This is a genomic window from Ruegeria sp. YTSA168 (genome assembly GCF_059610045.1).
In genome coordinates, this window is sequence record NZ_JBXWMW010000006.1 from 77,791 (window position 1) to 102,187 (window position 24,397).

Here is a 24,397-nt window from a genome sequence, read left to right on the forward strand (position 1 = left end):
TATTAGAGCGTATTTCGTCGGGTTGCTAGAACTTACTGTCTGCAATGCGTAGCTGACGGGCACGGGACAGGATCGCATCTTCGACCGCGCGCGCGGTCGCATCGCTGACCGGCGCGCCGCCGCTGCTCTGCAAGGCGACCGACAACGACCGCGCGGCAAGGGCCGGGTCGCTGATATGCACGGTTGCTCGGTAAGAGCGTCCTCCACCCGGGGGGGTGCCATACCCCGTCACGATCACGCCGGTGAAGGGATCAACCTCTTGAATGGGAAGAAAGCTGAGAACATCCAGAGACGCAGACCAAAGATAGCGATTCACATTGGTTGTCTGCTCGGCAGTGCTGCGATCAAACACATCCCAGATTGTAGTACGCTCAGGGTCGTTCAATTCGCGCTCAGCTGACCGGCTACTGTCGGTGTTGCGATAAACGGGGTTCGGCGCAGCGCTTCGATTCGGGCCACAGGCCGAAACGGCGGCAATTGTTGCAATCAAACCCAAAATCGTAGGCACACGCATTGTAAGCAGGTCCTGTTTTCACTCGCTGTCATCGTCAGGGGATACTCCTAACTAAGGTCCCTGTGTGCAACAACCCTATTCTTTGGTATTTATTGAGTGTGCAGTTGGGCAGCGGGGCGAGAAGGTGACTGTGGCATCCTTGCACCAATATTTTGTCAATGACAGCGCGTTGATTAGGCCAAGCTTGCGCAAAGGGGGCAAAAAAAGCGAAACGATGTCCGTGCTGAGACATGTGCTAGGCATGTGTCGAGTAGATAAATCTTTGAAACCGAGGGAAACAAGATGAAAAAAGTTCTCTTTGCAACGACGGCGCTGATCGCGACCGCAGGCGTTGCAGCAGCAGAAGTTAAGTTCGGCGGCTACGGTCGTTTCGGTATTGGCTACGCTGAAGACCGTTCGACTGACGAAAACGTAAGCGACACCATCCTGGTCTCGCGCTTCCGTCTGAACATCGACGGCATCGTTGAAACCGACGGCGGCGTACGCTTCGAAGGCCGTGTTCGTGTGCAGGCTGACGAAGACTCCGGCAACGGCGAAGCAAACGCAGCTGGCCTGAACGGTGCACGCTTCTCGGTCATCTTCGGTGGTCTGCGTGTTGACGCGGGCAACGTAGCTGGCTCGTTCGACAACCTGGCAAACTACTACGGTAACGAGCCTGGTCTGGAAAACTTCATCGGTCAGTACTCCGGCGTTGACTATGACTTCCTGGCCTACTCGTCGACTGGCGCAGGCGCAAACGCTGTGTTCTTCCAGTACGCAGTTGGTGACTTCGCGTTTGGCGCGTCGTACGACCAGAACGTTGGCAACGTTGGTGGCGACACCACCCTGAGCGGCATTGACCGTTGGGACCTGAGCGCGACCTATACCTTCAACAACATCACCGCAGCACTGGCCTATGGTCAGACCGATGCTCCGGCTGGTGGTGAGAAGAGCACCCTGACCGTCCTGACCTTGGGCGCAGAATTCGGTGACTTCTCGGGTACTCTGTTCGTAGCGGACGATGATGTTGCAGATGACGCAGAAAACGGCACTGCATATGGCTTCTCGCTGGCCTACAACGTTGGTGCAGCTCTGACCCTGACCGCAGCTTACGGTGACGGTTCGGCTGACAACGACACTCAGCAGTACGGTATTGGTGCCATCTACGATCTGGGCGGCGGTGCATCGCTGCGCGGTGGTATCGGCAACACCAAAACCGGCAACGCAGACAGCCAGCTGAAAGCTGACTTCGGTGCTCGCTTCGACTTCTAAGTCGATCTGAACCACAAGGTTCTTGGGGCGGGTCTTCGGACCCGCCCTTTTCTTTTTCCGTCACATGGTGTTCTGTCGCCTCAGAAAGCAGATTCAAGGAACACCATGTCGCTGCAAGACATCATCACCCGCATCACCAGTGCCGAAGCCAAAGCTGGGCGCGATCCGGGGTCGGTCAAGCTGATCGCTGTTTCCAAGGTGCAGCCGAATGAGCGGGTGAAGGCTGTGCTAGAGCAGGGCCATCGTTGCTTCGGTGAGAACCGGGTGCAGGAGGCGGCGGGTAAGTGGCCGATGTTCAAGGAACAATTCGAAGGAATTGACCTGCACCTCATCGGCCCGCTGCAAACCAACAAGGCACGTCAGGCGATGGAGTTATGCAACGCCATCCATTCGGTTGATCGCCCGAAGCTGGCCAAGACTCTGGCCCGACTGGCGCAGGAGATCGGAAGCTGCCCCGCGCTTTTCATTCAAGTAAATACAGGTGAAGAAGAGCAAAAGGCAGGGATTTTACCGTTGGAGGCGGATGGTTTTATCGCCGAATGCCGCGCGCTTGATCTGCCCATCCAGGGCCTGATGTGTATACCGCCGGTCGAAGAAGAACCTGCATTGCATTTTGCTCTGCTGGCCAAAATCGCAGACCGAAATGGTTTGACGGGCCTGTCGATGGGGATGAGTGGTGATTTTGAACAGGCTATCGCACTGGGTGCCACCCATGTACGCGTTGGTTCGGCAATCTTTGGGGAACGCGTCAAACCTCAGGGATGATCAGACGCGTGCCGAGGTTAATGCGGCGCGCCATCCAACGCAGGTGGTCGCGCCGAAAAGCGACACAGCCTTCGGTCGGATATCCGGGTCTGCGCCATTGATGGATAAAAATAGCTGACCCGCGACCCGGCACCACATTGGGCCAGTTCCAGTCGGTGATCAGAACCAGATCATAAAGCGGATCGGCGCGTCGCAGCTTCTCATGACTAAAGCCATAAGATGCTGTTACCAAAGAGTTATAGCGATTATCCGACATATCATCTGACCACAGATCCCATGGGCCAATGGGCCGGGCCCATGCGGTGGGCGCAGTGATGCGGTCAGGGCGATAGAGCATGCCGACGATGCGATGGGTCCCGGTCGGGGTTGCGCCATCGCCTTCGCGTTTGTTGGCGCTTAGCCCCCCTTTCCCGATCGAACAGGGAAAGACACGACCCATAAACCGGACCCCACGCGGGGTCAGGACCAGATCACCAGGTGTCAAAGCAGATGTCCGGACTTCGCGGCCTTGGTGGCCAGATAGCCTCGGTTATGTGCGGTTTCACCAACCTTCAGCGGGACACGCTCGGTTACAGCGATGCCGGTTTTTTCCATCATCGCGATCTTGGCAGGGTTGTTCGTCAGCAGTCGAACCGAGCTGAAGCCCAGCGATTTCAGGATGTCCGAGCCCAGACGGAAATCGCGTTCGTCATCCTCAAAGCCCAGCCGATGGTTGGCCTCGACCGTGTCAAACCCTTGATCCTGAAGAAAATAGGCGCGCATCTTGTTGGCCAACCCAATCCCGCGACCTTCCTGATTCAGGTAGAGCAATACGCCCGCGCCTTCATCCCCCATCTGCGCCAGAGCCCCGCGCAGTTGAGGCCCACAATCGCATTTAAGGCTGCCCATCAGGTCGCCCGTGAAGCAGGCTGAATGCAGGCGGGCAAGGACCGGCTTGCTGCGATCCGGGCGTCCAATTTCGACGGCGTAGTGTTCTTCGCCCCCGTCTTCAGGACGGAAAACATGCAACCGCCCGGCTTCGGACACCTCCATCGGCAAGCGCGCGGCGACGATTTCATGCAATGCGCTGCGCTCGGCCAGATGCGGCGCGGCGCGCGCGTGATCGATACAAGTCAGCCCGCGTTCAGCCGCGAAGGATCGGCCGTTTTCGACAGAAACGACCACCGCAGCGGGCAACAGGCGCGCGGATTTGGTCAGAGTTATGGCGATGCGATGCAGATTGGCGCTGCCCTGCCGCTCGGTCATCAGCGGGCCTTTCATGGGTGCGTTCAGATCGTCCGACGGGTCAGCAACGGCTTGCACCCAACTGATATCTGCGTCCGCAGGAACAAGAACCCGCGCCAGATCGCCGTCATAGGCCCGCGCCTTCAGCGTCTCAGCACGCCGTCCGGTGATCGCCACCACGGGCGTGCCTCCGAGCTTGCGCAGATCGGCCAGCCGCTGAGGGCTGAGCGTCTCGGTCGACGCGGCCAACACGCAAAACCCGGTATCATCGGTCAGTGCCACCGGCACGCCCATGCGCAAATCGGCTCGTGCGCGGGCCAGCAATTCGGTCATGTCAGGGCTAAGACTCATCGATGATACCTTACAACATCCGGCGAATTACTATCGGTTTCACCCGGAAAAGTGAAACATTTCCGCTGCGTCCGACACGAAGGCGTGAGACGATTGCAGCAAAGCTTGCTGATTGCATATTCCAAACGCAAGTGATGGAAAAGGCTTAGGAGGACCGCAGATGGCTCAGCTCAAGAAAATCCTGCTGGTGGATGACGACGAAGACCTGCGCGAAGCGCTTAGTGAGCAACTGGTGATGACCGAGGACTTTGATGTCTTCGAAGCCTCAGACGGTGCATCAGCGATGGAGCGGGCCCGCGAAGCGATTTACGATCTGGTCATTCTGGATGTTGGCCTGCCCGATACCGATGGGCGAGAGCTGTGCCGCCTGATGCGTAAGCAAGGTGTCAAAAGCCCGATCCTGATGCTGACCGGCCATGACAGCGACGCAGACACCATCCTGGGCCTGGATGCCGGTGCCAATGACTATGTGTCTAAACCCTTCAAATTCCCGGTTCTGCTGGCTCGTATTCGCGCGCAACTACGCCAACATGAGCAATCTGAGGATGCCGTATTTGTGCTGGGGCCGTATACCTTCAAGCCCGCGATGAAGATGCTGATCACCGAGGAAGACCGGAAAATCCGGCTGACCGAGAAAGAGACCAACATCCTCAAATTCCTGTATCGCTCGACCGATGGTGTGGTTGCCCGCGATGTGCTGCTGCATGAGGTCTGGGGTTACAACGCGGGTGTCACGACCCATACGCTGGAAACGCACATCTACCGCCTGCGTCAGAAAATTGAGCCCGATCCGTCCAATGCGCGCCTTTTGGTCACAGAATCGGGCGGATATCGATTAGTATCTTGATCGCCTATGGATTGACTTGGATCAAAGTGATACTCTGTACTCATAATTAGGTTACTCCCATCCCGCACATGTCCGGGTTATGACATGTACCTCCCTGTTGGACTGCCGGGCCTTATGGCCCGGCTTTTTTCTTAGGCTAGGTTGGTAAGATTCCTGCTTTGAGCCCTGAGTGACCGATGCTGCGCGTCAAACGAATGTCCGGACTACGAGATTTCTTAGTTTCCTAGGGCTTTGTGGCAATCTGGCTCACGTAAGACATAAAGCCGAAGAAGGTCTTTTCGGACACCCGACGTCTTGCTTCTGTCTTCAGTGCCTCCGCTGTTTCCGGGAACAGTAAACGCTCTTCGACCATGCGATCCGCGCCTCGGTCAATAACAGTCAGGAAATATGTCGCCTCTCCTTCGGCGACGTATCCATGCCCTCTGCGCGCTCCAAGTTGAAAACCAGTCTTGGCAAGCATGCCGGAGATTTGTCGCATAATCCAAAGATTGGTGACGTTTTGATTAATCATGAAACGGATGAGCTGATCGAGCGGGTCAAAATCTGCAATCTGCGCCGTCGCGGTGTCGTAGTCGCCGTCACAGACTGCCAAAACACCGCCCGGCTTCAGGATGCGGAATGCTTCCTGAACTACGTCTTCGGGGTCAGGCACATGGCAGAGCAAGGTGTGCATCAAAACAAGGTCGAATGATGCGTCTTCAAAACCTGTGTTCTTGGCGTCGCCGATTTCGAAATTGAGACGCGTATCATCGCCGAAACTCTTTTTAGCCCGTTCCACCATAATCGGCGAGGGTTCGAGCCCATGCGCGGTTGATGCGCCAGCAAGGTCCAACAGGTCTTTTGTTACATGGCCGGTGCCGGACCCCAATTCCAACGCACTTGCATTGCTCGGGAGCTCTAAATCATTCAGATAGGCTCTGCGGATTGCTACCTGTGCAGGCTCAAGACAGCGGGCTTCCATCGCTGCTGCAATCCGTTCCTGAATCGCAGGATCTTGCGCTCCTAGATTAGAATATGGATCAGACATAGCTTCGCTCCTCGAAACACATCATGCGGCAGTAAGCTAATCTTTCTCCGCCTCGAAATCAAAAAAAGCAGACATTTGGGCAAGTCGATCAAACAGCGGCTATGTCCCGCATAGCTGTCATTTATAGGCCTGAGGTTTTCGGCACGTTTTTTGATAGCACCCCATCCCACACCACGCTAACCTTCGCCCAATCGCGACAGAGGAATGCCAACCCATGCCCTTCACCCTTGCCACCTGGAACATCAACTCGGTCCGTCTGCGCGAGCCTATCGTGCTGAAATTGCTGCAGGAAGAGGCTCCGGATGTTCTGTGTTTGCAGGAGTGCAAGTCTCCGGTCGAAAAGATCCCGACCGAAGGATTTGCGGAACTGGGCTATACCCACATGGTGGCGCGCGGGCAGAAGGGGTACAACGGCGTTGCCATTCTGTCGCGCCTACCGATGGAGGAAGTGGGCGACAAGGATTTCGCCGGCCTTGGCCATGCCCGACACATCGCGGGTCGGTTGGAAAACGGTGTGACGATCCATAATTTCTATGTCCCGGCGGGCGGGGACGTGCCGGATCGTAAGGTGAATGAGAAGTTCGGGCAGAAGCTCGATTACCTTACCGATATGCGCGACTGGTTCCATGCGGAGAAGCCAGAGAAATCCATTTTGGTGGGCGATCTGAACATCGCCCCGCGCGAAGATGATGTCTGGTCGCACAAGCAACTGCTCAAGGTTGTCTCGCACACGCCGATTGAAGTTGAGCAACTGGCCGAAACGCAGGACGCAGGCGGTTGGGTCGATATCACCCGTCAGGATATCCCCGAAGGGCAGCTCTATAGCTGGTGGTCTTATCGCGCGCGGGATTGGGATGCGGCAGACAAAGGGCGGCGGCTGGATCACGTCTGGGCCACGCCGGATATTTCGAACGCAGGCCATTCCAGCCGTATTCTGCGCGACGCGCGCGGGTGGGAGAAACCCAGCGATCATGCCCCGGTCTTTGCCAGTTTCGATCTGTAACTGTACAACTCGGCCCTTGGTTTCTGCGTTCAGCGGTTGCATATAGGGCGCAAGTTTGAACGAAAGAGTATTTGCCATGGACCTTCTGAACAGCTCAGACAGCACCGCCGCCACCGATCTAATCAAGGATGGATCTGAGGCGACGTTTATGGCCGATGTGGTCGAGGCGTCGCAGGAAACCCCTGTGATCGTTGACTTCTGGGCCCCGTGGTGTGGCCCGTGCAAGACGCTTGGGCCCTTGCTGGAAGAGGCCGTGACCGCCGCCAAGGGTGCGGTGAAGATGGTCAAGATCAACGTGGATGAGGCGCAGATGATCGCGTCGCAAATGCGCATTCAGTCGATCCCCACCGTTTACGCGTTCTTCAAGGGTCAGCCTGTTGACGGGTTTCAAGGGGCTGTGCCGGGGTCCGAAATCAAGGCCTTTGTGGACCGGGTGATCGAAGCGGCAGGCGGCGAAAGCCCGGGTGGTCAATTGGAGGATGCTGTTCAGGCCGCCGAAGAAATGCTGGCCGAAGGGGCCGCCGTCGATGCGGCGCAGACGTTTGCTGCCATTCTGGGCGAAGATCCCAACCATGCGGCGGCCTATGGCGGCTTGGTGCGGGCGCATATCGCATCCGACGATTTGGAACAGGCCGAGGCGATCCTGAACGGAGCCCCTGCAGAAATTTCCAGTACGCCCGAACTGGAAGCGGCCAATGCTCAACTGGAACTGGCGAAACAGGCCGCGGATGCCGGTCCGGTGGCTGAACTGATGGCAGCGGTCGAGGCTGAGCCTGACAACCATCAGGCGCGTTTCGATCTGGCGCAGGCTTTGCATGCCAATGGGGATGTCGAAGATGCCGTGGCACAATTGCTGGAACTGTTCCGCCGGGACCGTGAGTGGAATGACGCGGCCGCCAAGACCCAGCTGTTCACAATCTTTGAAGCGCTCAAGCCCAATGATCCGATTGTTCTGAACGGGCGGCGCAAGCTCAGCTCGATGATATTTGCCTAATTCCCGATCAGAGCTACACTCGGATACATGATGCATCCAGCCGACCTGCCGGAAACGGTATCCGTTTTTCCATTGCCCGGGGCGCTGTTGCTGCCTCGGTCTCGCTTGCCGCTGCATATCTTTGAGCCGCGTTACCTGCAGATGCTGGACGATGCGCTGAAGACCAAGGAACGGCTGATCGCAATGGTCCAGCCAAACCCGTCAGTGAATGATGAGAAAAAGTTGCATCGGATCGGATGCTCGGGGCGTGTTACCCAGTTTTCAGAAACCGAGGACGGGCGCTATTTGATCACCCTGACCGGGATATCTCGGTTCCGCATCAAATCAGAGCTTGATGGATTCACACCATATCGACGCTGCGAAGTGTCCTGGGAAGGGTTTGATCGCGATTTGGGGAAATCCGAGAAGGATGACGGGTTCGATCGAACCCGTTTCCTGACCTTGTTGGAACGGTTCTTTGACTCCCGTCAGTTGTCGACCGATTGGGATTCTCTCAAGGATGCAGATGATGAGCTTTTGGTGAATTCCCTGTCGATGCTGATGGATTTTGAGCCAGAGGATAAACAAGCCCTGCTTGAGGCCCCATGCCTGCGGACCCGGCGCGAGACCTTGGTGACACTGATTGAATTCGCCATGCGCGGCGGATCAAATGAGGAAACTTTGCAATGAGCGATTCCGCGAACGCCTTTGACCGTCATATGCTTGAGGCGCTGGTTTGCCCTCAGACTCAGACCACCTTGCACTATGATGCCGAAATGCAGGAGCTGGTGTCCAAAGCCGCAGGGCTGGCCTTTCCGATCCGAAATGGCATTCCTGTGATGTTGGTCGATGAGGCGCGTCAGCTGGACTAAATCGAGCGTCCTTGTAGAAGCTTCGGCAGGTCTCCGGTCAGCCCTGCGGCCTCGCGCACGAAACCGCGGCGTAATCCGGGCAGAGAGCCAACGATCCCCATCCCGATATCCCGCCCAAGCCGAAGCAGCGGATTGTCGTTCGAAAACAGCCTGTTGAACACATCCGTCGCCATGGCGAGCGAGGCGGTATCGAACCGTCGCCATTCCTGATACCGCTGCAGCACGAGGGTCGATCCAATTTCTTCACCACGCCGCCCGGCCAGTGTCAGCACTTCGGCCAGTGCGCCCACGTCACGCAGGCCGGCGTTTAGACCCTGCCCGGCAATGGGGTGCATCCCATGTGCGGCGTCTCCAACCAAAGCCAGATGATCGGCGATGAAAGAATTGGCGATGGTTAGGTTCAGCGGATAGGTGAATCGATCGCCGTGCAGGCGAATATCGCCCAGGAAATCACCGAACCTTGGGCGCAGCACCTGCAGATACTCGGCCTCGGGCAAGGTGTTGATGTGATGCGCGGTCTCGGTCCGTTCGCTCCAGACAATCGAGCTGCGGTTGCCGGTCAGCGGTAGAATAGCCAGCGGGCCGGGCGGCATGAAGAACTGATGTGCGATGCCGTGATGTGGCAACTCATGTTCAATTGCACAGACTAGAGCGGTTTGCCCATAGTCCCACCCGGTGCGTTTGATACCTGCCCGCGCCGCCGTACCGCTGCGACGACCGTCACAGCCGACCAGCAACTGCCCTGCGATCGTGGTGCCGTCATCCAGTGTCAGAACCGCCCCGCTCGTACTTGTTTCCTGCGCTACAACGGTCTTGCCGTCGATCAGGGTGATGCGCTCGTCCTCGGCCATTGCGCCCAGAAACGCGCGGCGCAGGTGGCGATCTTCGACCATATAGCCCATTGGGCCTTCTTCGATTTCGGCATGGTCGAAATGCATGAAAAAGGGTGATGGGCCTGCACCCGCATGCCCGTCGGTCACTTTGATCTGAAGCATGGGCTGGGCGTGTTCGGCTACGCGATTCCATATGCCGATTGCATCCAGCAGACGCTGAGAGGCTAACGCCAAAGCATAGGCCCGCCCGTCAAAACCCGCATTTTTGCGTATCTTTTCGGCCAGCGCATCAATCACAGTCACCGAATGCCCGGTTTGGGCCAGCGCCAGCGCCAAGGCGGGGCCGTTCAAGCCGCCGCCAACGATCAGAATGTCAGAGCCTCGTGTCATGCCCCGCACTATGCGCGCCCTTTCGGGATTGTCCATGTGCGGTCCTGTCGCTACCGTCCGGTTCAGCCAAAAAAGAAGGAGCGCGGTGATGCAGGAATGGTTGGTGATGACAGCCTGTGATCTGGGTCGAGGTATTGGCATGGGGCAGATCGACCCGGTCGAGCTGACTGAAACCTATCTGGCTGCCATTGACGCCCACCCGCATCGTGACCGTATCTATGCCCGCGTCACCCATGATCGCGCACGGGCCGAGGCGAAGGCTGCAAAGGACCGCGCCGCCTTGGGATTGCGCCGGTCGCTGCTGGATGGCGTTCCGATCAGTTGGAAAGATCTGTTCGATACCGCCGGTATCGGGACCGAGGCGGGATCGGCCCTGTTGAAAGGCCGCGTGCCCGAAACAGACGCCGTGGTTGTGCGCAACGCCACTGCGATGGGTACGGTTTGTTTGGGTAAAACCCATATGAGTGAGCTTGCCTTTTCCGGCCTTGGCCTGAACCCGATCACCGGCACTCCGCCTTGCATTGATGATGAAGAGGCTGTGCCAGGCGGGTCATCCTCGGGTGCGGCGGCCTCGGTGGCCTGGGGGTTGGCGGCTTGCGGGATCGGATCGGATACTGGCGGATCTGTTCGCATTCCGTCGGCGTGGAACAATCTGGTGGGGCTGAAAACCACCGCGGGGCGGGTCAGTCTGGAAGGAACTGTGCCGCTGTGCCTGCGCTTCGACACAGTTGGTCCACTGGCGCGGTCGGTCGAGGACGCAGCGCATATGTTGGCCTTGCTAGAGGGCGGCACACCTGCTGATCTGCGCGGTGCATCACTGGTTGGACGCCGCTTTGCCGATCTACAAAACGTGGCCAAGGATGACCTGCGGGATGAACCGCGCAAAGCCTATGAAGGGGCACTACAACGCCTGATGGATGCCGGGGCCGAGATTGTTCCGCTTGAGGTGCCCGAGTTGAACGAGGCGATGGGCCTGTCGGGTGTGCTCTACACCACCGAGGCATATGGTCTGTGGAAAGACGTGATCGAAGCCAATCCCGAGGCGATGTATCCCGAGATTTTGGAACGGTTCCGCATGGGACAGGCCCATTCCGGGCCGGACTACGTTGCAGCCTGGTCCAAACTCAAAGCCTGTCGGGCCGCATGGGATGCGGCCGCTGCCGGGTTTGACGCCGTTCTGGCCCCCACAGCGCCTATTCTGCCGCCCAATCTGGACAGGTTGATGAATGATCACGAATACTACATGACCGAGAACCTGCTGGCTCTGCGAAACACCCGCATCGGAAATCTGATGGGACTGGCGGCCCTGACACTGCCGATCGGTACACCGGGTTGCGGGTTGATGATGCTGGGCTATCCGGGGTCGGAAGAGGCCCTGTTGCGGGTGGGATCAGCGGCGGAAACCACATTGGCGTGAATGCCACAATCCCCTGATTCGACGTCTCTTTGTCTGGACGGGGCGGGGTCTGATCTGTACTCTGTCAAAAAACGGGGCGAAAACGATCCCGATCTTGAGGCAGTAGTTATGAATTTTCCCGAGCGGTTTTCGAACCTACCGGAATATGCATTCCCGCGTCTGCGCACCCTGTTGGATCATCACCAGCCGGGCGGAGACGTTATTCACATGACCATCGGTGCGCCGATGCATGATTTCCCTGCTTGGGTGACAGATGTCATTGTCGAAAACGCTGCGGGATTTCAGGGTTATCCACCGAATGAAGGCTCTCCCGAACTGCGCGGGGCAATCACCGACTGGATCAAACGCCGCTATGGCGTGAGCATGGACCCCGAAACCAATGTGATGGCCCTGAACGGCACCCGCGAGGGGCTGTATAATGCGGCCATGGCCCTGTGCCCCGAACAGAAGAATGGTCAAAAGCCGGTCGTTTTGTGCCCGAACCCATTCTATCAGGTCTATATGGTCGCCTCGATCTCGGTTGCGGCAGAACCTGTCTTTGTGCCTGCGACTGCGGCTACGGGCCATCTGCCCGACTATGCCGGATTGCCCGAAGATGTGCTGAACCGCACCGCGATTGCCTATATCTGTTCCCCCGCGAACCCGCAGGGGGCTGTCGCATCACGTGACTACTGGTCCGAGTTGATCGGGCTGGCCGAGAAATTCGATTTCCGCATCTTTGCGGATGAATGCTATTCCGAGATTTACCGGGATGAGGCGCCCACGGGCGTTCTAACGGTCGCGCAAGAAGTGGGCGCTGATCCCGAAAGGATCACCCTGTTCAATTCTCTGTCGAAACGATCCAATCTGGCTGGTCTGCGATCCGGCTTGATCGCGGGTGGTCCGGAAACCATCAAACGCGTTAAGCAATTGCGCAACTACGCCGGTTCGCCTTTGCCTTTGCCTCTGCAAGCCGTAGCAGCGCGGGTTTGGGCGGATGAGGCGCATGTGGTGGAAAACCGCGCGCTCTATCAGGAGAAATACTCCATCGCGGATAAGGTCTTTGCCAATGTGCAAGGCTATATGCCGCCCGAGGCCGGGTTTTTCCTTTGGCTGCCGGTCGATAACGGCGAAGAAACCGCGTTGAAGCTGTGGCAGGAAACCGGAGTGCGGGTCCTGCCGGGCGCATATCTTTCTCAGGGTGACCCGGGGCAAAACCCGGGCGAGCAATTTATCCGGGCCGCCATGGTGGCCCCAAAAACAGAGTTGCAGCGCGGGCTGATCACACTCCGCGACTGCATCTATTCGTGAGGTACGAGGGCAAAATGGCATCATTGAACGCGCGCAACCGCGATCCACTGCTGGACAGCACCACACAGGCCGCCATCGAGCGGCGCAGCAAGGAATTGATCGGGATTGCACTGATCCTGCTGGGCCTGGCTGCGGCAGCAATGATCTGGTCCTACACGCCCGAGGACCCGAACTGGATGGTTTCGACCGATGCGCCGGTGCAGAACTGGATGGGCCGGGTCGGTGCCTGGGTTGCTGCGTTTTGCTTTATGGTTGTGGGTTGGGGCAGTTGGGGCTTTGCCCTGGCGTTGATCGTCTGGGGCGTGCGGTTTGCGGGCCATTTCGGCGAGGATCGTGCCATTGCACGGCTGATCTTTGCACCCATCTGGATCGCAGTTTTGGCGGTCTATGCGGCGACTCTGGTGCCCGGAGAGGCGTGGCGCGTTACCCATAGCTATGGCCTCGGCGGCTTGGGCGGTGATACTGTGCTGGGCTTTATCTTGCTGATCCTCCCGATCTCGTCGGCCTTTGTTGTCAAGTTGATGTCGTTGGTGATGGCGATCGGCATGCTTGCGCTGGGTGTCTTCGTTCTGGGCTTCACCAGAAGTGATGTAAAGCGCGGTTTTAGGGCCTTCCTGCTGGGCCTGGTGGTGTCCTATGACATGCTGATGACCTTGCTGGGCCGGGGGGCTTCGGCCACGGCGCAAGCGGCGCGGGATCGTCGCGTGCAATGGAAAGAGCACCGGGCAGCGCGGGTTGAGCCGGTCTTGCAGGATGTGGTTGCCTTTGGTGATCCTGTTTTTGAAGAGTTGGAAGAAGAGACCCCTGAACCTCCTCAGAAAACCGGGCTGCTGGCCCGTATGCCGGCTCTGATCCGCCGCCCTGATCCGATGCCTGAACCGGAATTGGTCGAAGCGATGCCGGTCGAAGGTTTTGACGAAATGCCGGGCGAAGATCGCATTCGGTCGAAAATTTCGGCAGCGGTACGTAATCGCAAGGTGGCGACGGGTGAGGTAACGCCTGAGCCTGATCCGAACCTGCCGCTAACCAAAGGCCGTGGCCGGGGACCTGATCCCCTGATCCTGAACACTGGTGCAGCTGCGGAGCTGCCGCCCGAACCACCCATGAGTTGGACCGACTTGCCTCCGGAACCGACGCTGAGCGCCGAGGCCACGACGGAGTGGCAAGAGCCGCTGCATCAGGATTTCGCGGCTGAGCCAGAGTTTGACGACGACGATACCGTGTTCGAAGACATGCCTGCGCCGGAACCGCAGGTACGCCCCGCGATGAAAATCCCTGTGGCGGAGCCGCGCAAGCCGGTGGTCGCGCAGCCTGTGCGTCGTACACCGCAACCGTCGCGCCGAGCACAGGCCGAGGCACAACCAGCATTGTCCTTTGAAGAACGACATTCGGATTTCGAGTTGCCGCCCTTAGGTCTGTTGTCCAACCCGTCCGCCATTCAGCGCCACCATCTGAGCGATGAGGCGCTGGAGGAAAACGCACGGATGCTGGAAAATGTGCTGGATGACTATGGCGTCAAGGGTGAGATCGTCAGCGTGCGTCCCGGTCCTGTTGTGACCATGTACGAGTTGGAACCTGCTCCGGGCCTGAAAGCCAGCCGCGTGATTGGTCTGGCCGACGATATCGCGCGATCCATGTCGGCACTCTCGGCGCGGGTCTCGACCCTGCCGGGCCGCTCGGTCATCGGGATCGAATTGCCCAACGAAAATCGTGAGATGGTGGTGCTGCGCGAAATTCTGGCCAGCCGTGATTTTGGCGATGGCAACCATGCGCTGCCTCTGGCGTTGGGCAAGGATATCGGCGGTGAGTCTGTCGTGGCGAACCTGGCCAAGATGCCTCACCTGCTGATCGCGGGAACCACGGGTTCGGGTAAATCGGTGGCGATCAACACGATGATCCTGTCGCTGCTCTACAAGCTGACCCCGGATGAGTGCCGCTTGATCATGATCGACCCCAAGATGCTGGAACTGTCCGTCTATGATGGCATTCCACATTTGCTCTCACCCGTTGTAACCGATCCGAAAAAGGCGGTCGTAGCCCTGAAATGGGTCGTGGGCGAGATGGAGGACCGCTATCGCAAGATGTCCAAAATGGGCGTTCGCAACATCGCGGGCTACAATGGCCGCGTGAAGGACGCTCTGGCCAAGGGCGAGATGTTCAGCCGCACGGTGCAGACCGGGTTCGACGATGATACCGGCGAGCCGATGTTCGAGACCGAGGAATTCGCGCCCGAGGCGATGCCCTATATCGTCGTCATCGTCGATGAGATGGCCGACCTGATGATGGTGGCAGGGAAAGAGATCGAAGCTTGTATTCAACGTCTGGCGCAGATGGCGCGGGCCTCGGGTATCCACCTGATCATGGCCACACAGCGCCCCTCGGTCGATGTGATCACCGGCACAATCAAGGCAAACTTCCCCACCCGGATCTCGTTCCAGGTGACCTCGAAAGTCGATAGCCGTACAATTCTGGGCGAAATGGGTGCTGAGCAGCTGCTGGGGCAGGGCGACATGCTCTATATGGCGGGTGGCGCCAAGATCACTCGTTGCCATGGCCCCTTTGTTTCGGACGAGGAAGTCGAGGAAATCGTCAACCACCTGAAGCAATTCGGCCCACCCGATTACATGAGCGGCGTGGTTGATGGACCGGCTGAGGAAAAGGCTGACAACATCGACGCCGTTTTGGGCCTCAACACGGGTGGCAACACCAATGGCGAAGACGCGCTGTATGATCAGGCGGTGGCGATTGTGATCAAGGATCGCAAATGCTCGACCTCATATATCCAGCGGAAACTTGCCATCGGCTACAACAAAGCCGCGCGGCTTGTTGAGCAGATGGAGGACGAAGGCGTTGTTTCGGCGGCAAATCACGTCGGTAAGCGGGAAATCCTCGTCCCCGAGCAGTAGGATATTTAATAACAAGGGCAAAAGGCTTATCTGGGTCTTATGAAACAGATTGCTTTTGCCCTTGCACTGACATTGGCCGCACCTGCGGCCTGGGCGGCGGATAGACTGCCGCTGTCAGAGATTTCGAACTATTTGAACCAGATGAAAACGGTTCAGACGAGCTTTACCCAGGTCAATGACGATGGCTCGCTAAGCACTGGCGAGCTTTGGATTCAACGGCCGGGTAAAATGCGGTTTGAATATGATCCGCCGGACAGCGCGGTTGTTCTGGCACGGGCGGGCAGTGTTTTGATCTTCGATCCCAAATCGAACCAACCGCCCGAGCAATACCCGCTGAGGCGAACACCACTGTCTTTGGTTTTGGCGCGCAACGTCAATCTGGGACAGGCGAATATGGTGGTTGGGCATGAATTTGACGGCACGGCAACGGTGGTCACGGCGCAGGACCCCAAGAACCCTGAATCGGGCCGGATCGAGATGATGTTCACCGACAATCCTGTTGAGCTGCGGAAATGGGTGATCCACGACAACGCAGGCACCCAAACCACAGTACTGCTGGGTCCGCTGACCAAGGGCGGTACCTTTGATCAGGATATCTTTTCAGACAAATAGCGAATAAGGGTCAGCGAAACCGCTGACCCCATCACGCTTAGTATCGGCAGTTTGCCAGCTGCGCCTGATACATTTCGGCGCGCGCATCCACGTCGCTGGCCACGCCAAGCAACCAGGATTTGCGATTGTAGCTGCCACGCGCATACCCTGTGTGCCCTTCGTGATAGGCCAGATACTGATTGCGTGTATCCGCAGGATGGATGCCATTCCGCTCGTAGCTTTTGTTCATGTACCAACCGATAAAGTCCGACGCATCGCTGATACGATCCCGCTTGGCGCGGCGCTTGCCGGTTTCACGCTGGTATTGCTCCCACGTGCCATCCAGGGCCTGGCCATAGCCATAGGCACTGCTTTGGCGCCCCATTGGGATTACGCCCAGAACATAGCGGTGCGGAGTGCGCGCATCGTGACGATATCGGCTTTCCTGATAGATGGTGGCCATCTGAACGTGAACGGGAACGCCCCATTTGCGTTCGGTTTTTTGAAAGGCCCGGATATAATCGGGCTTCTCGCGCGCAATACTGCACGCGTCATTCAATCTGCTGGGCGGTTGCTTAGAACCACCGCCACAGGATGCCAAAAGCAGCACCCCAAGGAGTACGAAAAGAATTCTGCTCATGTGCCTCATGCCTTTTTTCGGACATTCTAGCGCAGATTGAGCGTGGATGGAATCACAATCGCTAGAGCACAAGCGCCAAAACAAGTGGTAGTGTTGCAACGGACAACACGGTCGAGACCATAACCATCCCTGCCACCGCATCGGCATCGGCCTCGAACCGTTCGGCCAGCAGATAGGATGTCACCGCAACCGGGGTGCTCATTTGTAGAACCAGTACGCCAAAAGCGATGGCTTCTAAATCGAACGCAACCGCGACGATCCAGCCCAGTGCAAAGCAGACACCGACTTTCAGAAGGGATAGTCCCACCGCCTGGCCCAGGTTGCGCGTGGTGAGTCGGGCGATGGCAACGCCGAGGGTGACAAGCATCATTGGCACAGCCATTTGCCCCAGCAAATCCAACGTGTTGGTCAGAAACAGTGGGGTTTCCCACCCCCGCCACAAAAACAGCGCACCCAGAAGTGTCGCCCAGACCATAGGTTGTCGGATCACCTGCCCATACGCGCCTTTTCCGGCGACCAGATAGATGCCGTAAGTGAAGGAAAACAAAGCTGTCACCGACAGGAAAATCACGGCATATCCCAGCCCCGCCTGACCAAAGGCGAAGATGCACAAAGGTAGGCCAAGATTTCCGGTATTACCGAAAATCAGTGGTGACAGATAGGTGCGCTGGTCCAATTTCAGCACGCGCACGAAAGCCCAGAATACAGCTGCCAGAACAAGGTTGGCGATGATCGTGGCGACGGTAAAGCGCGACAGGTCACCGCCCGGAATCTCGGTTTGCATCAGGGCAACGAAGATCAGACTGGGCACCGCCAATGTCATGGCAAATCGGGTGACGAACTGCAGCCGATATTCGAACCCAAGCTTGACCCAGGCAAAGCCGATTCCGGCCAGAATGAAGACGGGTGCGACAATTTCGAACACTGTCAGTAGAAGGTTCACAGACTGTTTCCCTGAAATTCAGATCAAATATTGGCTTTTCTGCCCGGAAAGAGGTAGTAACTGCTTTGGGGGCTGAAACAATGCTAAAGACACACGCCAAATACGGCCTGGGACAGGTTGTTCGTCACAAAAAACATCCCTTCCGAGGGGTGATTTTTGACGTGGATCCGGAGTTTTCGAATACTGAAGAATGGTACGAAGCCATCCCCGAAGAAAGTCGGCCGATCAAGGATCAGCCGTTCTATCACCTGTTGGCCGAGAATGATCAATCCTTCTATGTCGCTTATGTTTCAGAACAAAATCTGATCGAGGATCAATCGGGCGAACCGGTCGAGCATCCGGACATCCCCAATATGTTTGGTCCTTTCGAAGACGGCTCCTACCCGCTGCACTTTCATTTGAACTGAACCTTTGGGCCCGTGGGGCCAAAGGCGGATGTGACTAGTACCCGAGTGCACAGCCATCCTTGCGCGGATCGCTGGCCCCTTCCAAAATACCATCCTCGCGGATTCGAATAGCCTGAGCCCCGCCAAGCGGGGTTTCTGGAGCTGTGACAGTGTGGCCAATATCCGCCAATTGTTGAGCGGCTTCCTGTGGGAAGCCACGTTCCAGTTTCAGAACTCCACCATCGGCAAAGGCACGGGGGGCATCAATGCTGGTTTGTAGCCCAAGGTTGAAATCTGTCATGTTCGATACAAACCGGGCGTGGCCTGTTGGCTGATAGGCCCCGCCCATCACGCCAAACGGCATCATGACGCGCCCGTTCTCCGTCAGTATGCCTGGTATGATCGTATGCATCGGACGTTTCCCCCCGCCCAATTCGTTGGGATGGCCGCGTTCCAGCGTAAAGCCTGCCCCGCGGTTTTGCAGCAGAATTCCGTATTTGTCCGAGGCGATCCCCGAACCGAAACTGTGAAAGATCGAGTAGATCAGCGAAACGGCCATCCGATCCCGATCAACAACGGTGATGTAAACCGTGTCTTTGTGAATGGCTTCGGTCAGCGGTGCAGGAGCCCCGATTGCGCATTTGGGATCAATCAGCAAGGCAAGGCGTTCGGCAACGTCCGGATCAAGGAAACGTTCCGCACGTGCGGTGTGGTCCGGATCGGCGATGAAACGGTTGCGCGCATCATAGGCCAGCTTGGTGGCCTCCGCTTCGATATGGACCCGGTCTGCGCCAAACGGGTCCATGTCTGCCAGATCGAAATGTTTCAGGATGTTCAGCAGCAAGATGGCGGTTGCACCTTGTCCGTTGGGTGGATGCTCGACCAGATCGATACCGCCATAGCTGCCGCTTATCGGGTCCGTCGGCGTGCATGCGGTACGTTCAAAATCTTCGGCGGTGTGCACACCACCGAGTCGGGACAGTGCAGACAGCATATCCTGAGCGATCTCGCCAGTGTAGAAGGCCTCACGCCCGTCTTTGGCAATGCGGCGCAACACCTCTGCCTGACCGGGGGATCGGAAAACCTGACCAACCTTGGGAACCTGTCCATCTATCTGATAGTGCTGTTTTGCAGCACCTTGCAGGGTTGCTGCCCCGCTTTGCCAGTCAAAGGCCACGCGCGGTGCAACCGGAACACCCAGTTCGGCATAGTGGATTGCGGGTTGCAGAATTGCGGCCAGTCCCAACAGCCCTTCAGTTTCAGCGAGATGGCAGAACGCATCGACCGCGCCGGGAATCGTAACCGCATCGGGGCTGGTCAGGGGGATTGCGGTCAGGTTCTGAGCGCGCAACGCATCAGCATTGGTCTTGGCCGGGGCTCGGCCTGATCCGTTCAGCGCGCGAACCTTGTTTTCGCCCGCCCGGTTGAACAGGACAAAGCAATCGCCGCCCAGCCCGGTCATTTGTGGTTCGCAAATGCCCAGCAAAACCGCACCGGCGATGGCCGCGTCCATTGCATTGCCGCCCTGCGCCAGAATATCCAGCGCGGCCTTTGTCGCCAGGGGATGAGAGGTTGCGCACATACCTTCTGTTGCCAGAACCTCGGACCGTCCAGGCACGTGCAAATCGCGCATAACTTCTCTCCTCTTCCTTGCCGTGGCGAAGGTAAAGTGGGGGGAAGGATTGTCCAGATATTTCAGGCGGGGGGAGGTTCCTCGGCGCCGTTCACTGGGTGGGGGCTGTGACACTTGGCGCCGAGGGAAGCTATCTGAGCTACGAGTCACTGTATGATGGTTGTTTGAGGCGCCACAATGGTTCGAAAAAGGCGTTATTGTGGCGACAGTGATTCAATTAGTGTTGGCGTTCAAAGTCAAATCGCAGGGACAGGCGATTGCATCCCTGATGTCGCTCATAACAGATATCGCTTGTCAGTTGGTTGATCAAAAACCATCCGAATCCGCCTTCGGGCAGATCCCGCAGGTCGGTTTCGACAGAGGCTGGGGTTCCGTCAGGCAGTTGATAACCGGGCATTGGGTTCCCGGTGTCCGAGATCAAAATGTCCAATCGGTCGCGTTCAAGCCGGCAGGTTACCTGCACCTTTGCGGGCGCAATCCCCTCATAGGCATGTTCAACCACGTTGTTGATTGCCTCAGCCAGGGCAATCTTGACGTCATCTGCCATATGATCAGGCAACCCCTGTTGTGCCAGCCCGGTGCTGAGCTGTGCAATCCCGGCGCTGGCTTCCACCTCGGTGGCGGGAAAGCTGAGTTCCAGGCAGGTTTCGTTCCGTATCGGCGTCACGCAGTTCACTCCTGCCAGATCAGTCCAACGTCTCTGCCAAAGCGTCGTCCAGAGTTGTGAACAGTTTGAACACTGTGTCCATGCGCGTCAGGCGAAAAACCTTTTCGACAACCGGTTGCAGGCCCGACAAATCCAGTCTGCGGCCGTCACCAAGCTGTTTCATCGACGCGACGATCGCACCCAGACCGCTGGAATCAATAAACTCGACCCCTGCCAGATCCAGTATGACGCGGCCGCATTCTGTTTCGGTTTCGCGCCGCATATCCTCCTTGAACTGGATGGCCATGGCAGCATCGATTCGGTCGGATTGGACCGTTATGATCTGGGTATCCCCGGTCGTCTTGCTGGTCAGACCCATTTTGACCGCCCTCTTCGCTAAAACTACGTCGTAGAAATACGCTAGACGGCAAATCTTACCATTCGGTATTCAGAGGACAGAATTCGAACAAAGGAAGGCCGGGATGAAAGATGTTGTGATCGCAGGGGCCGCGCGTACCCCGATGGGTGGGTTTCAGGGCATGTTTGATGGCGTCTCGGCGGCGGAGCTCGGTGGCACGGCGATCCGGGCGGCGCTTGCGCAGGCGGGCACCCAGTCGGTGGATGAGGTTCTGATGGGCTGCGTTCTTCCTGCCGGGCAGGGGCAAGCCCCCGCGCGTCAGGCTGGTTTTGCAGCTGGCTTGGGCGAAGATGTTCCAGCGACAACGCTGAACAAGATGTGCGGGTCGGGCATGAAAGCTGCCATGATGGCTTTTGATCAGATCGCGCTGGGCCATGCGGACCTGATGGTTGCGGGTGGAATGGAGAGCATGACAAATGCCCCCTATCTGCTGCCAAAGATGCGAGGTGGTGCGCGCATTGGGCATGGGCAGGTTGTGGATCACATGTTCCTTGATGGCCTGGAAGACGCTTATGACAAGGGTCGGCTGATGGGCACCTTTGCAGAAGACTGTGCCGAGGCCTATCAATTCACGCGTGAGGCGCAGGATGAATACGCCCTGCAATCCTTATTCAACGCATTGGCCGCGCAGGAAAACGGAGCGTTTGACGATGAGATCACCCCTGTATCCGTGCGGACGCGCAAGGGTGAGGTGACTCAGTCCACGGACGAGCAGCCTAAATCCGCCCGGCCTGAGAAAATTCCGACCCTGAAACCCGCCTTCCGCAAGGATGGTACGGTCACGGCGGCCAACGCTTCCTCGATCTCGGATGGTGCGGCCGCATTGGTGTTGGCGTCTGCAGCCCAGGCCGAAGCACAGGGTCTAAAGGTCCGTGCTCGAATTTTGGGTCATGCCAGTCATGCTCAAGCACCGGGTCTGTTCACCACGGCCCCGGTGCCCGCAGCGCGGAAACTGCTGGATCGGGTCGGTTGGGCAGTCGAGGATGTCGATCTGTGGGAAGTAAACGAAGCCTTTGCCGTGGTTCCAATGGCTTTCATGCATGAAATGGGATTGCCACGGGAGAAAGTGAATGTGAACGGCGGCGCCTGCGCGCTGGGTCACCCGATTGGTGCATCCGGCGCACGGATCATGGTCACATTGTTGAATGCGCTGGAGAAACGGAACCTTAAACGCGGTGTTGCAGCGATTTGTATTGGCGGAGGGGAAGGCACCGCCATCGCCATCGAACGCATTTGACGCTTTATCGTTTTCCACATAGTTCGGGGATGCGGGGCTGGCTCCCGTTTCCCCTACCTGAAAGCGCGTCATGACAATCGATTACGATACCCTTGCCAAAACCATCGCGTCCCTGACCGAAGGGGAAACGGATCAGGTCGCCCTGATGGCCACTATCGCGTGTGAGGTTCATCATTCCGATGATCGGTTTGACTGGACGGGGTTTTATCGCGTGACCCAGCCCGGCCTGCTGAAGATCGGACCGTATCAGGGTGGTCATGGCTGTCTGGTCATTCCGTTTGAACGCGGCGTTTGCGGGGCCGCCGCACGCACAGGCGAGGTGCAACTTGTGCCGGATGTGGACGCGTTTCCCGGCCATATCGCCTGTGCTTCGTCCACCCGGTCCGAGCTGGTTCTGCCGGTGCGCGACGCCACGGGTGCCGTGATCGCGGTGTTTGACATAGATAGCGATCGGCCGGACGCATTTAGTCAAACCGACGCAGATCGCCTTGCATCGATCCTGACTCAGACATTCGGCGGGTAGCTTTCGTGTCTCACTTTTTGTAGATCGGCACAACGTCAGTATCCGTGAAAAAACTCTTGGAAATTTCACAGAACTGCGCCATCGTGAAAAACGAGACGTAAATTTCACGAGATTCGGAGCGCCCTTTGAACAGTCAGGCCCCGCAAAGCGCCACACTCGGAGCGGACCTGCGCGCCTTGCGCAAGGCGCGGGGATTAACCTTGTCCGAGATTGCCGAGCGTCTTAACCGCTCCGTCGGGTGGCTCAGCCAGGTTGAGCGAGACATGTCCGACCCGTCGATCTCGGACCTGCGTCAGATCGCAGAATGTCTGGGTGTTCCGATGTCGATGTTGTTTGCGCATTCGTCGGTACCCGCGGAAGAGCAAGGTTATGTGGTCCGTGCCGGTTCACGCCGACCTATGGGTTCGGGCGAGGAAGGGTTGATTGAAGAGCTGCTGTCGCCCGATCTGACAGACGATTTCGAAATGGTCCATTCCACCTTTGAGCCCCGATCAAGAATGCAAAAGCCTGCCAATCGACCGACGCAGGAAGTTGGATATATGATCTCGGGCCGGCTGGACCTGATCATCGGCGCGCGTCAATACACCGTCGAACCGGGTGACAGTTTTCGGATCAAGCATGAACCCTATCAATGGGCGAACCCCTATGATGAGCCTGCCATAGCCATCTGGGTGATCGCCCCGCCGGTGTATTGATGAGTTTCGAGGCCTGGACCATATTCGCCCTGTTCTGGGTGGTGTTTGTGACGACGCCGGGGCCGAACGCGGTCAATTGTATCTCAAACGGGATGAGCTTGTCATTTCCCAAGGCCATGTTGGGGGTTCTTGCGATCCTGACGCAGGCAAGCGCGTTTCTGATCCTGTCTGCGCTGGGTGTGACCGCGCTGATTGCTGCCTCTCCGACCGGGTTCTTCATCGCCAAACTGATCGGGGCCGGTTTTCTGATCTGGCTCGGGATACGCGGCTGGATGAACGCAGCAAAACCTGCGCCAGCCAGTGAAAGACCCGCAAGCCATGTATATCTGCACGCGTTGGCCGTAGCGACGATCAATCCTAAAAGCGTGGCCGGATACCTTGCCGCCTTTTCGCAATTCGTGCAGCCCGACGTGCCGGTCTGGCAGCAAATGGGGGTGATCATGCCCACCGCGCTGGTGATCACCACGCTCAGCTATACGGGTTTCACAGTGCTGGGCGCGATGATGGGCAAAGCGGCGTTGGGGGCGGTGTTCAACATCTGGGTGCGCCGTGTGATGGCAACCTGTTTCATCATCTATGGTGTCATGCTGGGGGCCAGTTCGACGCCCGTAACAAGGGGGTAAAACCATGTATTCCGGATCTTGCCTTTGCGGTTCTGTTGTCTTTGAGATTGACGGGGAACTGTCGCCACCCTCGGCCTGCCATTGCGGCCAGTGCCGCAAGCAATCCGGGCATGTCTGGGCCTCGACCTGGACGCATGAGGACAATCTGAGTTTCACCGCGCGCGACACGCTAAAGTGGTTCGAAGCTTCTGATACCGCCCGTCGCGGGTTCTGCAATGCATGCGGGTCGTTTCTCTTCTGGCAGCACAATGACGAGGACACGATTTCGATTTCCATGGGGGCCTTTGACGGGCGCACCGGGTTGCACCTCGCCCGCCACATCTTCGTGGCTGACAAGGGCGACTACTACGACATTACGGACGATCTGCCCCAAGAGGCACAGTAACAGGGACTGAATGA

Annotated in this window: 27 protein-coding genes; 17 read left to right on the forward strand and 10 right to left on the reverse strand. The window is 57.7% G+C overall.

The window, feature by feature from the left end:
* Positions 1-25 precede the first annotated feature (25 nt).
* The gene (locus tag AC2FFE_RS12875) at positions 26-514 is read right to left on the reverse strand and encodes a DUF3576 domain-containing protein (protein ID WP_496819641.1); all 489 of its coding nucleotides are present in this window, start codon (positions 512-514) and stop codon (positions 26-28) included.
* Positions 515-796: 282 nt separating this feature from the next.
* Between AC2FFE_RS12875 and AC2FFE_RS12880 the strand changes: the two genes are divergently transcribed.
* Both AC2FFE_RS12880 and AC2FFE_RS12885 read left to right on the forward strand, forming a co-directional pair.
* Positions 797-1,765, forward strand: coding sequence for a porin (locus AC2FFE_RS12880; RefSeq protein WP_496819642.1), 969 nt, complete (start codon positions 797-799; stop codon positions 1,763-1,765).
* A 105-nt stretch (positions 1,766-1,870) separates the two neighbouring features.
* Positions 1,871-2,530, forward strand: a complete 660-nt coding sequence (locus AC2FFE_RS12885) for a YggS family pyridoxal phosphate-dependent enzyme (RefSeq protein ID WP_496819643.1) — start codon at positions 1,871-1,873, stop codon at positions 2,528-2,530.
* Here the strand turns inward: AC2FFE_RS12885 and AC2FFE_RS12890 are convergent.
* Both AC2FFE_RS12890 and ribA read right to left on the reverse strand, forming a co-directional pair.
* Entirely contained in the window at positions 2,514-3,014 is a 501-nt protein-coding gene (locus AC2FFE_RS12890; protein WP_496846814.1) for a L,D-transpeptidase family protein, read from the reverse strand. The two genes, AC2FFE_RS12885 and AC2FFE_RS12890, sit on opposite strands and share 17 nt — an antisense overlap.
* The gene (ribA, locus tag AC2FFE_RS12895) at positions 3,011-4,105 is read right to left on the reverse strand and encodes a GTP cyclohydrolase II (protein WP_496846815.1); all 1,095 of its coding nucleotides are present in this window, start codon (positions 4,103-4,105) and stop codon (positions 3,011-3,013) included. Before ribA ends, AC2FFE_RS12890 begins: the two co-directional genes overlap by 4 nt.
* A 160-nt stretch (positions 4,106-4,265) precedes the next feature.
* Here ribA and AC2FFE_RS12900 point away from each other — a divergent pair, with 160 nt between their 5' ends.
* A complete protein-coding gene (locus tag AC2FFE_RS12900) occupies positions 4,266-4,952 on the forward strand; it encodes a response regulator transcription factor (RefSeq protein ID WP_170533404.1) in 687 nt (228 codons plus the stop codon).
* A 223-nt stretch (positions 4,953-5,175) separates the two neighbouring features.
* Here AC2FFE_RS12900 and AC2FFE_RS12905 read toward each other — a convergent pair whose 3' ends face one another.
* Complete coding sequence (locus tag AC2FFE_RS12905) at positions 5,176-5,979, reverse strand: methyltransferase domain-containing protein (RefSeq protein WP_496846816.1); 804 nt, start codon at positions 5,977-5,979, stop codon at positions 5,176-5,178.
* A gap of 214 nt (positions 5,980-6,193) precedes the next feature.
* On the opposite strand from AC2FFE_RS12905, the gene AC2FFE_RS12910 reads away from it, so the two are divergent.
* From AC2FFE_RS12910 to AC2FFE_RS12925, 4 genes are all read left to right on the forward strand, one after another.
* On the forward strand, positions 6,194-6,982 hold the full coding sequence (locus tag AC2FFE_RS12910) for an exodeoxyribonuclease III (protein ID WP_496846817.1): 789 nt from the start codon (positions 6,194-6,196) through the stop codon (positions 6,980-6,982).
* 76 nt (positions 6,983-7,058) lie between these two features.
* The gene (trxA, locus tag AC2FFE_RS12915) at positions 7,059-7,976 is read left to right on the forward strand and encodes a thioredoxin (protein ID WP_496846818.1); all 918 of its coding nucleotides are present in this window, start codon (positions 7,059-7,061) and stop codon (positions 7,974-7,976) included.
* A 27-nt stretch (positions 7,977-8,003) separates the two neighbouring features.
* Positions 8,004-8,645: an LON peptidase substrate-binding domain-containing protein gene (locus tag AC2FFE_RS12920; RefSeq protein ID WP_496846819.1), complete on the forward strand. Its 642-nt coding sequence runs from the start codon at positions 8,004-8,006 to the stop codon at positions 8,643-8,645.
* Positions 8,642-8,827 carry a Trm112 family protein gene (locus AC2FFE_RS12925; RefSeq protein WP_496846820.1) on the forward strand — a complete coding sequence of 62 codons (186 nt, stop codon included), beginning with the start codon at positions 8,642-8,644 and terminating at the stop codon, positions 8,825-8,827. Before AC2FFE_RS12920 ends, AC2FFE_RS12925 begins: the two co-directional genes overlap by 4 nt.
* Here AC2FFE_RS12925 and AC2FFE_RS12930 read toward each other — a convergent pair.
* Positions 8,824-10,086, reverse strand: coding sequence for an FAD-dependent monooxygenase (locus AC2FFE_RS12930; protein WP_496846821.1), 1,263 nt, complete (start codon positions 10,084-10,086; stop codon positions 8,824-8,826). The two genes, AC2FFE_RS12925 and AC2FFE_RS12930, sit on opposite strands and share 4 nt — an antisense overlap.
* Before the next feature lie 52 nt (positions 10,087-10,138).
* Here AC2FFE_RS12930 and AC2FFE_RS12935 point away from each other — a divergent pair, with 52 nt between their 5' ends.
* The 4 genes from AC2FFE_RS12935 to AC2FFE_RS12950 all read left to right on the forward strand — a co-directional run bounded on the left by AC2FFE_RS12935 (position 10,139) and on the right by AC2FFE_RS12950 (position 16,275).
* Positions 10,139-11,467 (forward strand): amidase, encoded by a 1,329-nt coding sequence (locus AC2FFE_RS12935; protein ID WP_496846822.1) that lies wholly within the window; start codon positions 10,139-10,141, stop codon positions 11,465-11,467.
* 108 nt (positions 11,468-11,575) lie between these two features.
* Positions 11,576-12,757, forward strand: a complete 1,182-nt coding sequence (locus tag AC2FFE_RS12940; RefSeq protein WP_496819742.1) for an aminotransferase class I/II-fold pyridoxal phosphate-dependent enzyme — start codon at positions 11,576-11,578, stop codon at positions 12,755-12,757.
* A 14-nt stretch (positions 12,758-12,771) separates the two neighbouring features.
* Entirely contained in the window at positions 12,772-15,663 is a 2,892-nt protein-coding gene (locus AC2FFE_RS12945) for a DNA translocase FtsK (RefSeq protein WP_496846823.1), read from the forward strand.
* Between the two features lie 39 nt (positions 15,664-15,702).
* Positions 15,703-16,275, forward strand: coding sequence for a LolA family protein (locus AC2FFE_RS12950; RefSeq protein ID WP_496846824.1), 573 nt, complete (start codon positions 15,703-15,705; stop codon positions 16,273-16,275).
* Between the two features lie 37 nt (positions 16,276-16,312).
* Here AC2FFE_RS12950 and AC2FFE_RS12955 read toward each other — a convergent pair whose 3' ends face one another.
* Together AC2FFE_RS12955 and AC2FFE_RS12960 are read right to left on the reverse strand one after the other, a co-directional pair.
* The gene (locus AC2FFE_RS12955) at positions 16,313-16,894 is read right to left on the reverse strand and encodes a transglycosylase SLT domain-containing protein (RefSeq protein ID WP_496819655.1); all 582 of its coding nucleotides are present in this window, start codon (positions 16,892-16,894) and stop codon (positions 16,313-16,315) included.
* A gap of 61 nt (positions 16,895-16,955) precedes the next feature.
* On the reverse strand, positions 16,956-17,837 hold the full coding sequence (locus AC2FFE_RS12960; protein ID WP_496819656.1) for an AEC family transporter: 882 nt from the start codon (positions 17,835-17,837) through the stop codon (positions 16,956-16,958).
* A gap of 80 nt (positions 17,838-17,917) precedes the next feature.
* On the opposite strand from AC2FFE_RS12960, the gene hspQ reads away from it, so the two are divergent.
* A complete protein-coding gene (gene hspQ, locus AC2FFE_RS12965; protein ID WP_496819657.1) occupies positions 17,918-18,244 on the forward strand; it encodes a heat shock protein HspQ in 327 nt (108 codons plus the stop codon).
* A gap of 34 nt (positions 18,245-18,278) precedes the next feature.
* Here the strand turns inward: hspQ and AC2FFE_RS12970 are convergent, their stop codons facing one another.
* The 3 genes from AC2FFE_RS12970 to AC2FFE_RS12980 form a co-directional block, all read right to left on the reverse strand.
* Positions 18,279-19,856 carry a gamma-glutamyltransferase family protein gene (locus AC2FFE_RS12970; protein WP_496846825.1) on the reverse strand — a complete coding sequence of 526 codons (1,578 nt, stop codon included), beginning with the start codon at positions 19,854-19,856 and terminating at the stop codon, positions 18,279-18,281.
* A 217-nt stretch (positions 19,857-20,073) separates the two neighbouring features.
* Positions 20,074-20,523 (reverse strand): ATP-binding protein, encoded by a 450-nt coding sequence (locus AC2FFE_RS12975; protein WP_496819659.1) that lies wholly within the window; start codon positions 20,521-20,523, stop codon positions 20,074-20,076.
* Positions 20,524-20,542: 19 nt separating this feature from the next.
* Complete coding sequence (locus AC2FFE_RS12980; protein ID WP_496819660.1) at positions 20,543-20,881, reverse strand: STAS domain-containing protein; 339 nt, start codon at positions 20,879-20,881, stop codon at positions 20,543-20,545.
* Positions 20,882-20,984: 103 nt separating this feature from the next.
* On the opposite strand from AC2FFE_RS12980, the gene AC2FFE_RS12985 reads away from it, so the two are divergent.
* From AC2FFE_RS12985 to AC2FFE_RS13005, 5 genes are all read left to right on the forward strand, one after another.
* On the forward strand, positions 20,985-22,157 hold the full coding sequence (locus AC2FFE_RS12985) for an acetyl-CoA C-acyltransferase (protein ID WP_496819661.1): 1,173 nt from the start codon (positions 20,985-20,987) through the stop codon (positions 22,155-22,157).
* A gap of 70 nt (positions 22,158-22,227) precedes the next feature.
* Positions 22,228-22,680, forward strand: a complete 453-nt coding sequence (locus AC2FFE_RS12990) for a GAF domain-containing protein (protein WP_496819662.1) — start codon at positions 22,228-22,230, stop codon at positions 22,678-22,680.
* A gap of 125 nt (positions 22,681-22,805) precedes the next feature.
* Positions 22,806-23,375: a helix-turn-helix domain-containing protein gene (locus AC2FFE_RS12995; RefSeq protein WP_496819663.1), complete on the forward strand. Its 570-nt coding sequence runs from the start codon at positions 22,806-22,808 to the stop codon at positions 23,373-23,375.
* Positions 23,375-23,998 (forward strand): LysE family translocator, encoded by a 624-nt coding sequence (locus AC2FFE_RS13000; protein ID WP_496819664.1) that lies wholly within the window; start codon positions 23,375-23,377, stop codon positions 23,996-23,998. Before AC2FFE_RS12995 ends, AC2FFE_RS13000 begins: the two co-directional genes overlap by 1 nt.
* 4 nt (positions 23,999-24,002) lie before the next feature.
* Positions 24,003-24,383 (forward strand): GFA family protein, encoded by a 381-nt coding sequence (locus AC2FFE_RS13005; RefSeq protein ID WP_496846826.1) that lies wholly within the window; start codon positions 24,003-24,005, stop codon positions 24,381-24,383.
* The last annotated feature ends 14 nt before the right edge of the window (positions 24,384-24,397 follow it).

Bases quoted from the DNA above. Each gene is read 5' to 3' on its own strand.
- AC2FFE_RS12875 (WP_496819641.1), bottom strand. From the start codon at position 514: ATGCGTGTGCCTACGATTTTGGGTTTGATTGCAACAATTGCCGCCGTT.
- AC2FFE_RS12880 (WP_496819642.1), top strand. From the start codon at position 797: ATGAAAAAAGTTCTCTTTGCAACGACGGCGCTGATCGCGACCGCAGGC.
- AC2FFE_RS12885 (WP_496819643.1), top strand. From the start codon at position 1,871: ATGTCGCTGCAAGACATCATCACCCGCATCACCAGTGCCGAAGCCAAA.
- ribA (WP_496846815.1), bottom strand. From the start codon at position 4,105: ATGAGTCTTAGCCCTGACATGACCGAATTGCTGGCCCGCGCACGAGCC.
- AC2FFE_RS12900 (WP_170533404.1), top strand. From the start codon at position 4,266: ATGGCTCAGCTCAAGAAAATCCTGCTGGTGGATGACGACGAAGACCTG.
- AC2FFE_RS12905 (WP_496846816.1), bottom strand. From the start codon at position 5,979: ATGTCTGATCCATATTCTAATCTAGGAGCGCAAGATCCTGCGATTCAG.
- AC2FFE_RS12910 (WP_496846817.1), top strand. From the start codon at position 6,194: ATGCCCTTCACCCTTGCCACCTGGAACATCAACTCGGTCCGTCTGCGC.
- trxA (WP_496846818.1), top strand. From the start codon at position 7,059: ATGGACCTTCTGAACAGCTCAGACAGCACCGCCGCCACCGATCTAATC.
- AC2FFE_RS12920 (WP_496846819.1), top strand. From the start codon at position 8,004: ATGATGCATCCAGCCGACCTGCCGGAAACGGTATCCGTTTTTCCATTG.
- AC2FFE_RS12925 (WP_496846820.1), top strand. From the start codon at position 8,642: ATGAGCGATTCCGCGAACGCCTTTGACCGTCATATGCTTGAGGCGCTG.
- AC2FFE_RS12930 (WP_496846821.1), bottom strand. From the start codon at position 10,086: ATGGACAATCCCGAAAGGGCGCGCATAGTGCGGGGCATGACACGAGGC.
- AC2FFE_RS12935 (WP_496846822.1), top strand. From the start codon at position 10,139: ATGCAGGAATGGTTGGTGATGACAGCCTGTGATCTGGGTCGAGGTATT.
- AC2FFE_RS12940 (WP_496819742.1), top strand. From the start codon at position 11,576: ATGAATTTTCCCGAGCGGTTTTCGAACCTACCGGAATATGCATTCCCG.
- AC2FFE_RS12945 (WP_496846823.1), top strand. From the start codon at position 12,772: ATGGCATCATTGAACGCGCGCAACCGCGATCCACTGCTGGACAGCACC.
- AC2FFE_RS12950 (WP_496846824.1), top strand. From the start codon at position 15,703: ATGAAACAGATTGCTTTTGCCCTTGCACTGACATTGGCCGCACCTGCG.
- AC2FFE_RS12955 (WP_496819655.1), bottom strand. From the start codon at position 16,894: ATGAGCAGAATTCTTTTCGTACTCCTTGGGGTGCTGCTTTTGGCATCC.
- hspQ (WP_496819657.1), top strand. From the start codon at position 17,918: ATGCTAAAGACACACGCCAAATACGGCCTGGGACAGGTTGTTCGTCAC.
- AC2FFE_RS12970 (WP_496846825.1), bottom strand. From the start codon at position 19,856: ATGCGCGATTTGCACGTGCCTGGACGGTCCGAGGTTCTGGCAACAGAA.
- AC2FFE_RS12980 (WP_496819660.1), bottom strand. From the start codon at position 20,881: ATGGGTCTGACCAGCAAGACGACCGGGGATACCCAGATCATAACGGTC.
- AC2FFE_RS12985 (WP_496819661.1), top strand. From the start codon at position 20,985: ATGAAAGATGTTGTGATCGCAGGGGCCGCGCGTACCCCGATGGGTGGG.
- AC2FFE_RS12990 (WP_496819662.1), top strand. From the start codon at position 22,228: ATGACAATCGATTACGATACCCTTGCCAAAACCATCGCGTCCCTGACC.
- AC2FFE_RS13000 (WP_496819664.1), top strand. From the start codon at position 23,375: ATGAGTTTCGAGGCCTGGACCATATTCGCCCTGTTCTGGGTGGTGTTT.
- AC2FFE_RS13005 (WP_496846826.1), top strand. From the start codon at position 24,003: ATGTATTCCGGATCTTGCCTTTGCGGTTCTGTTGTCTTTGAGATTGAC.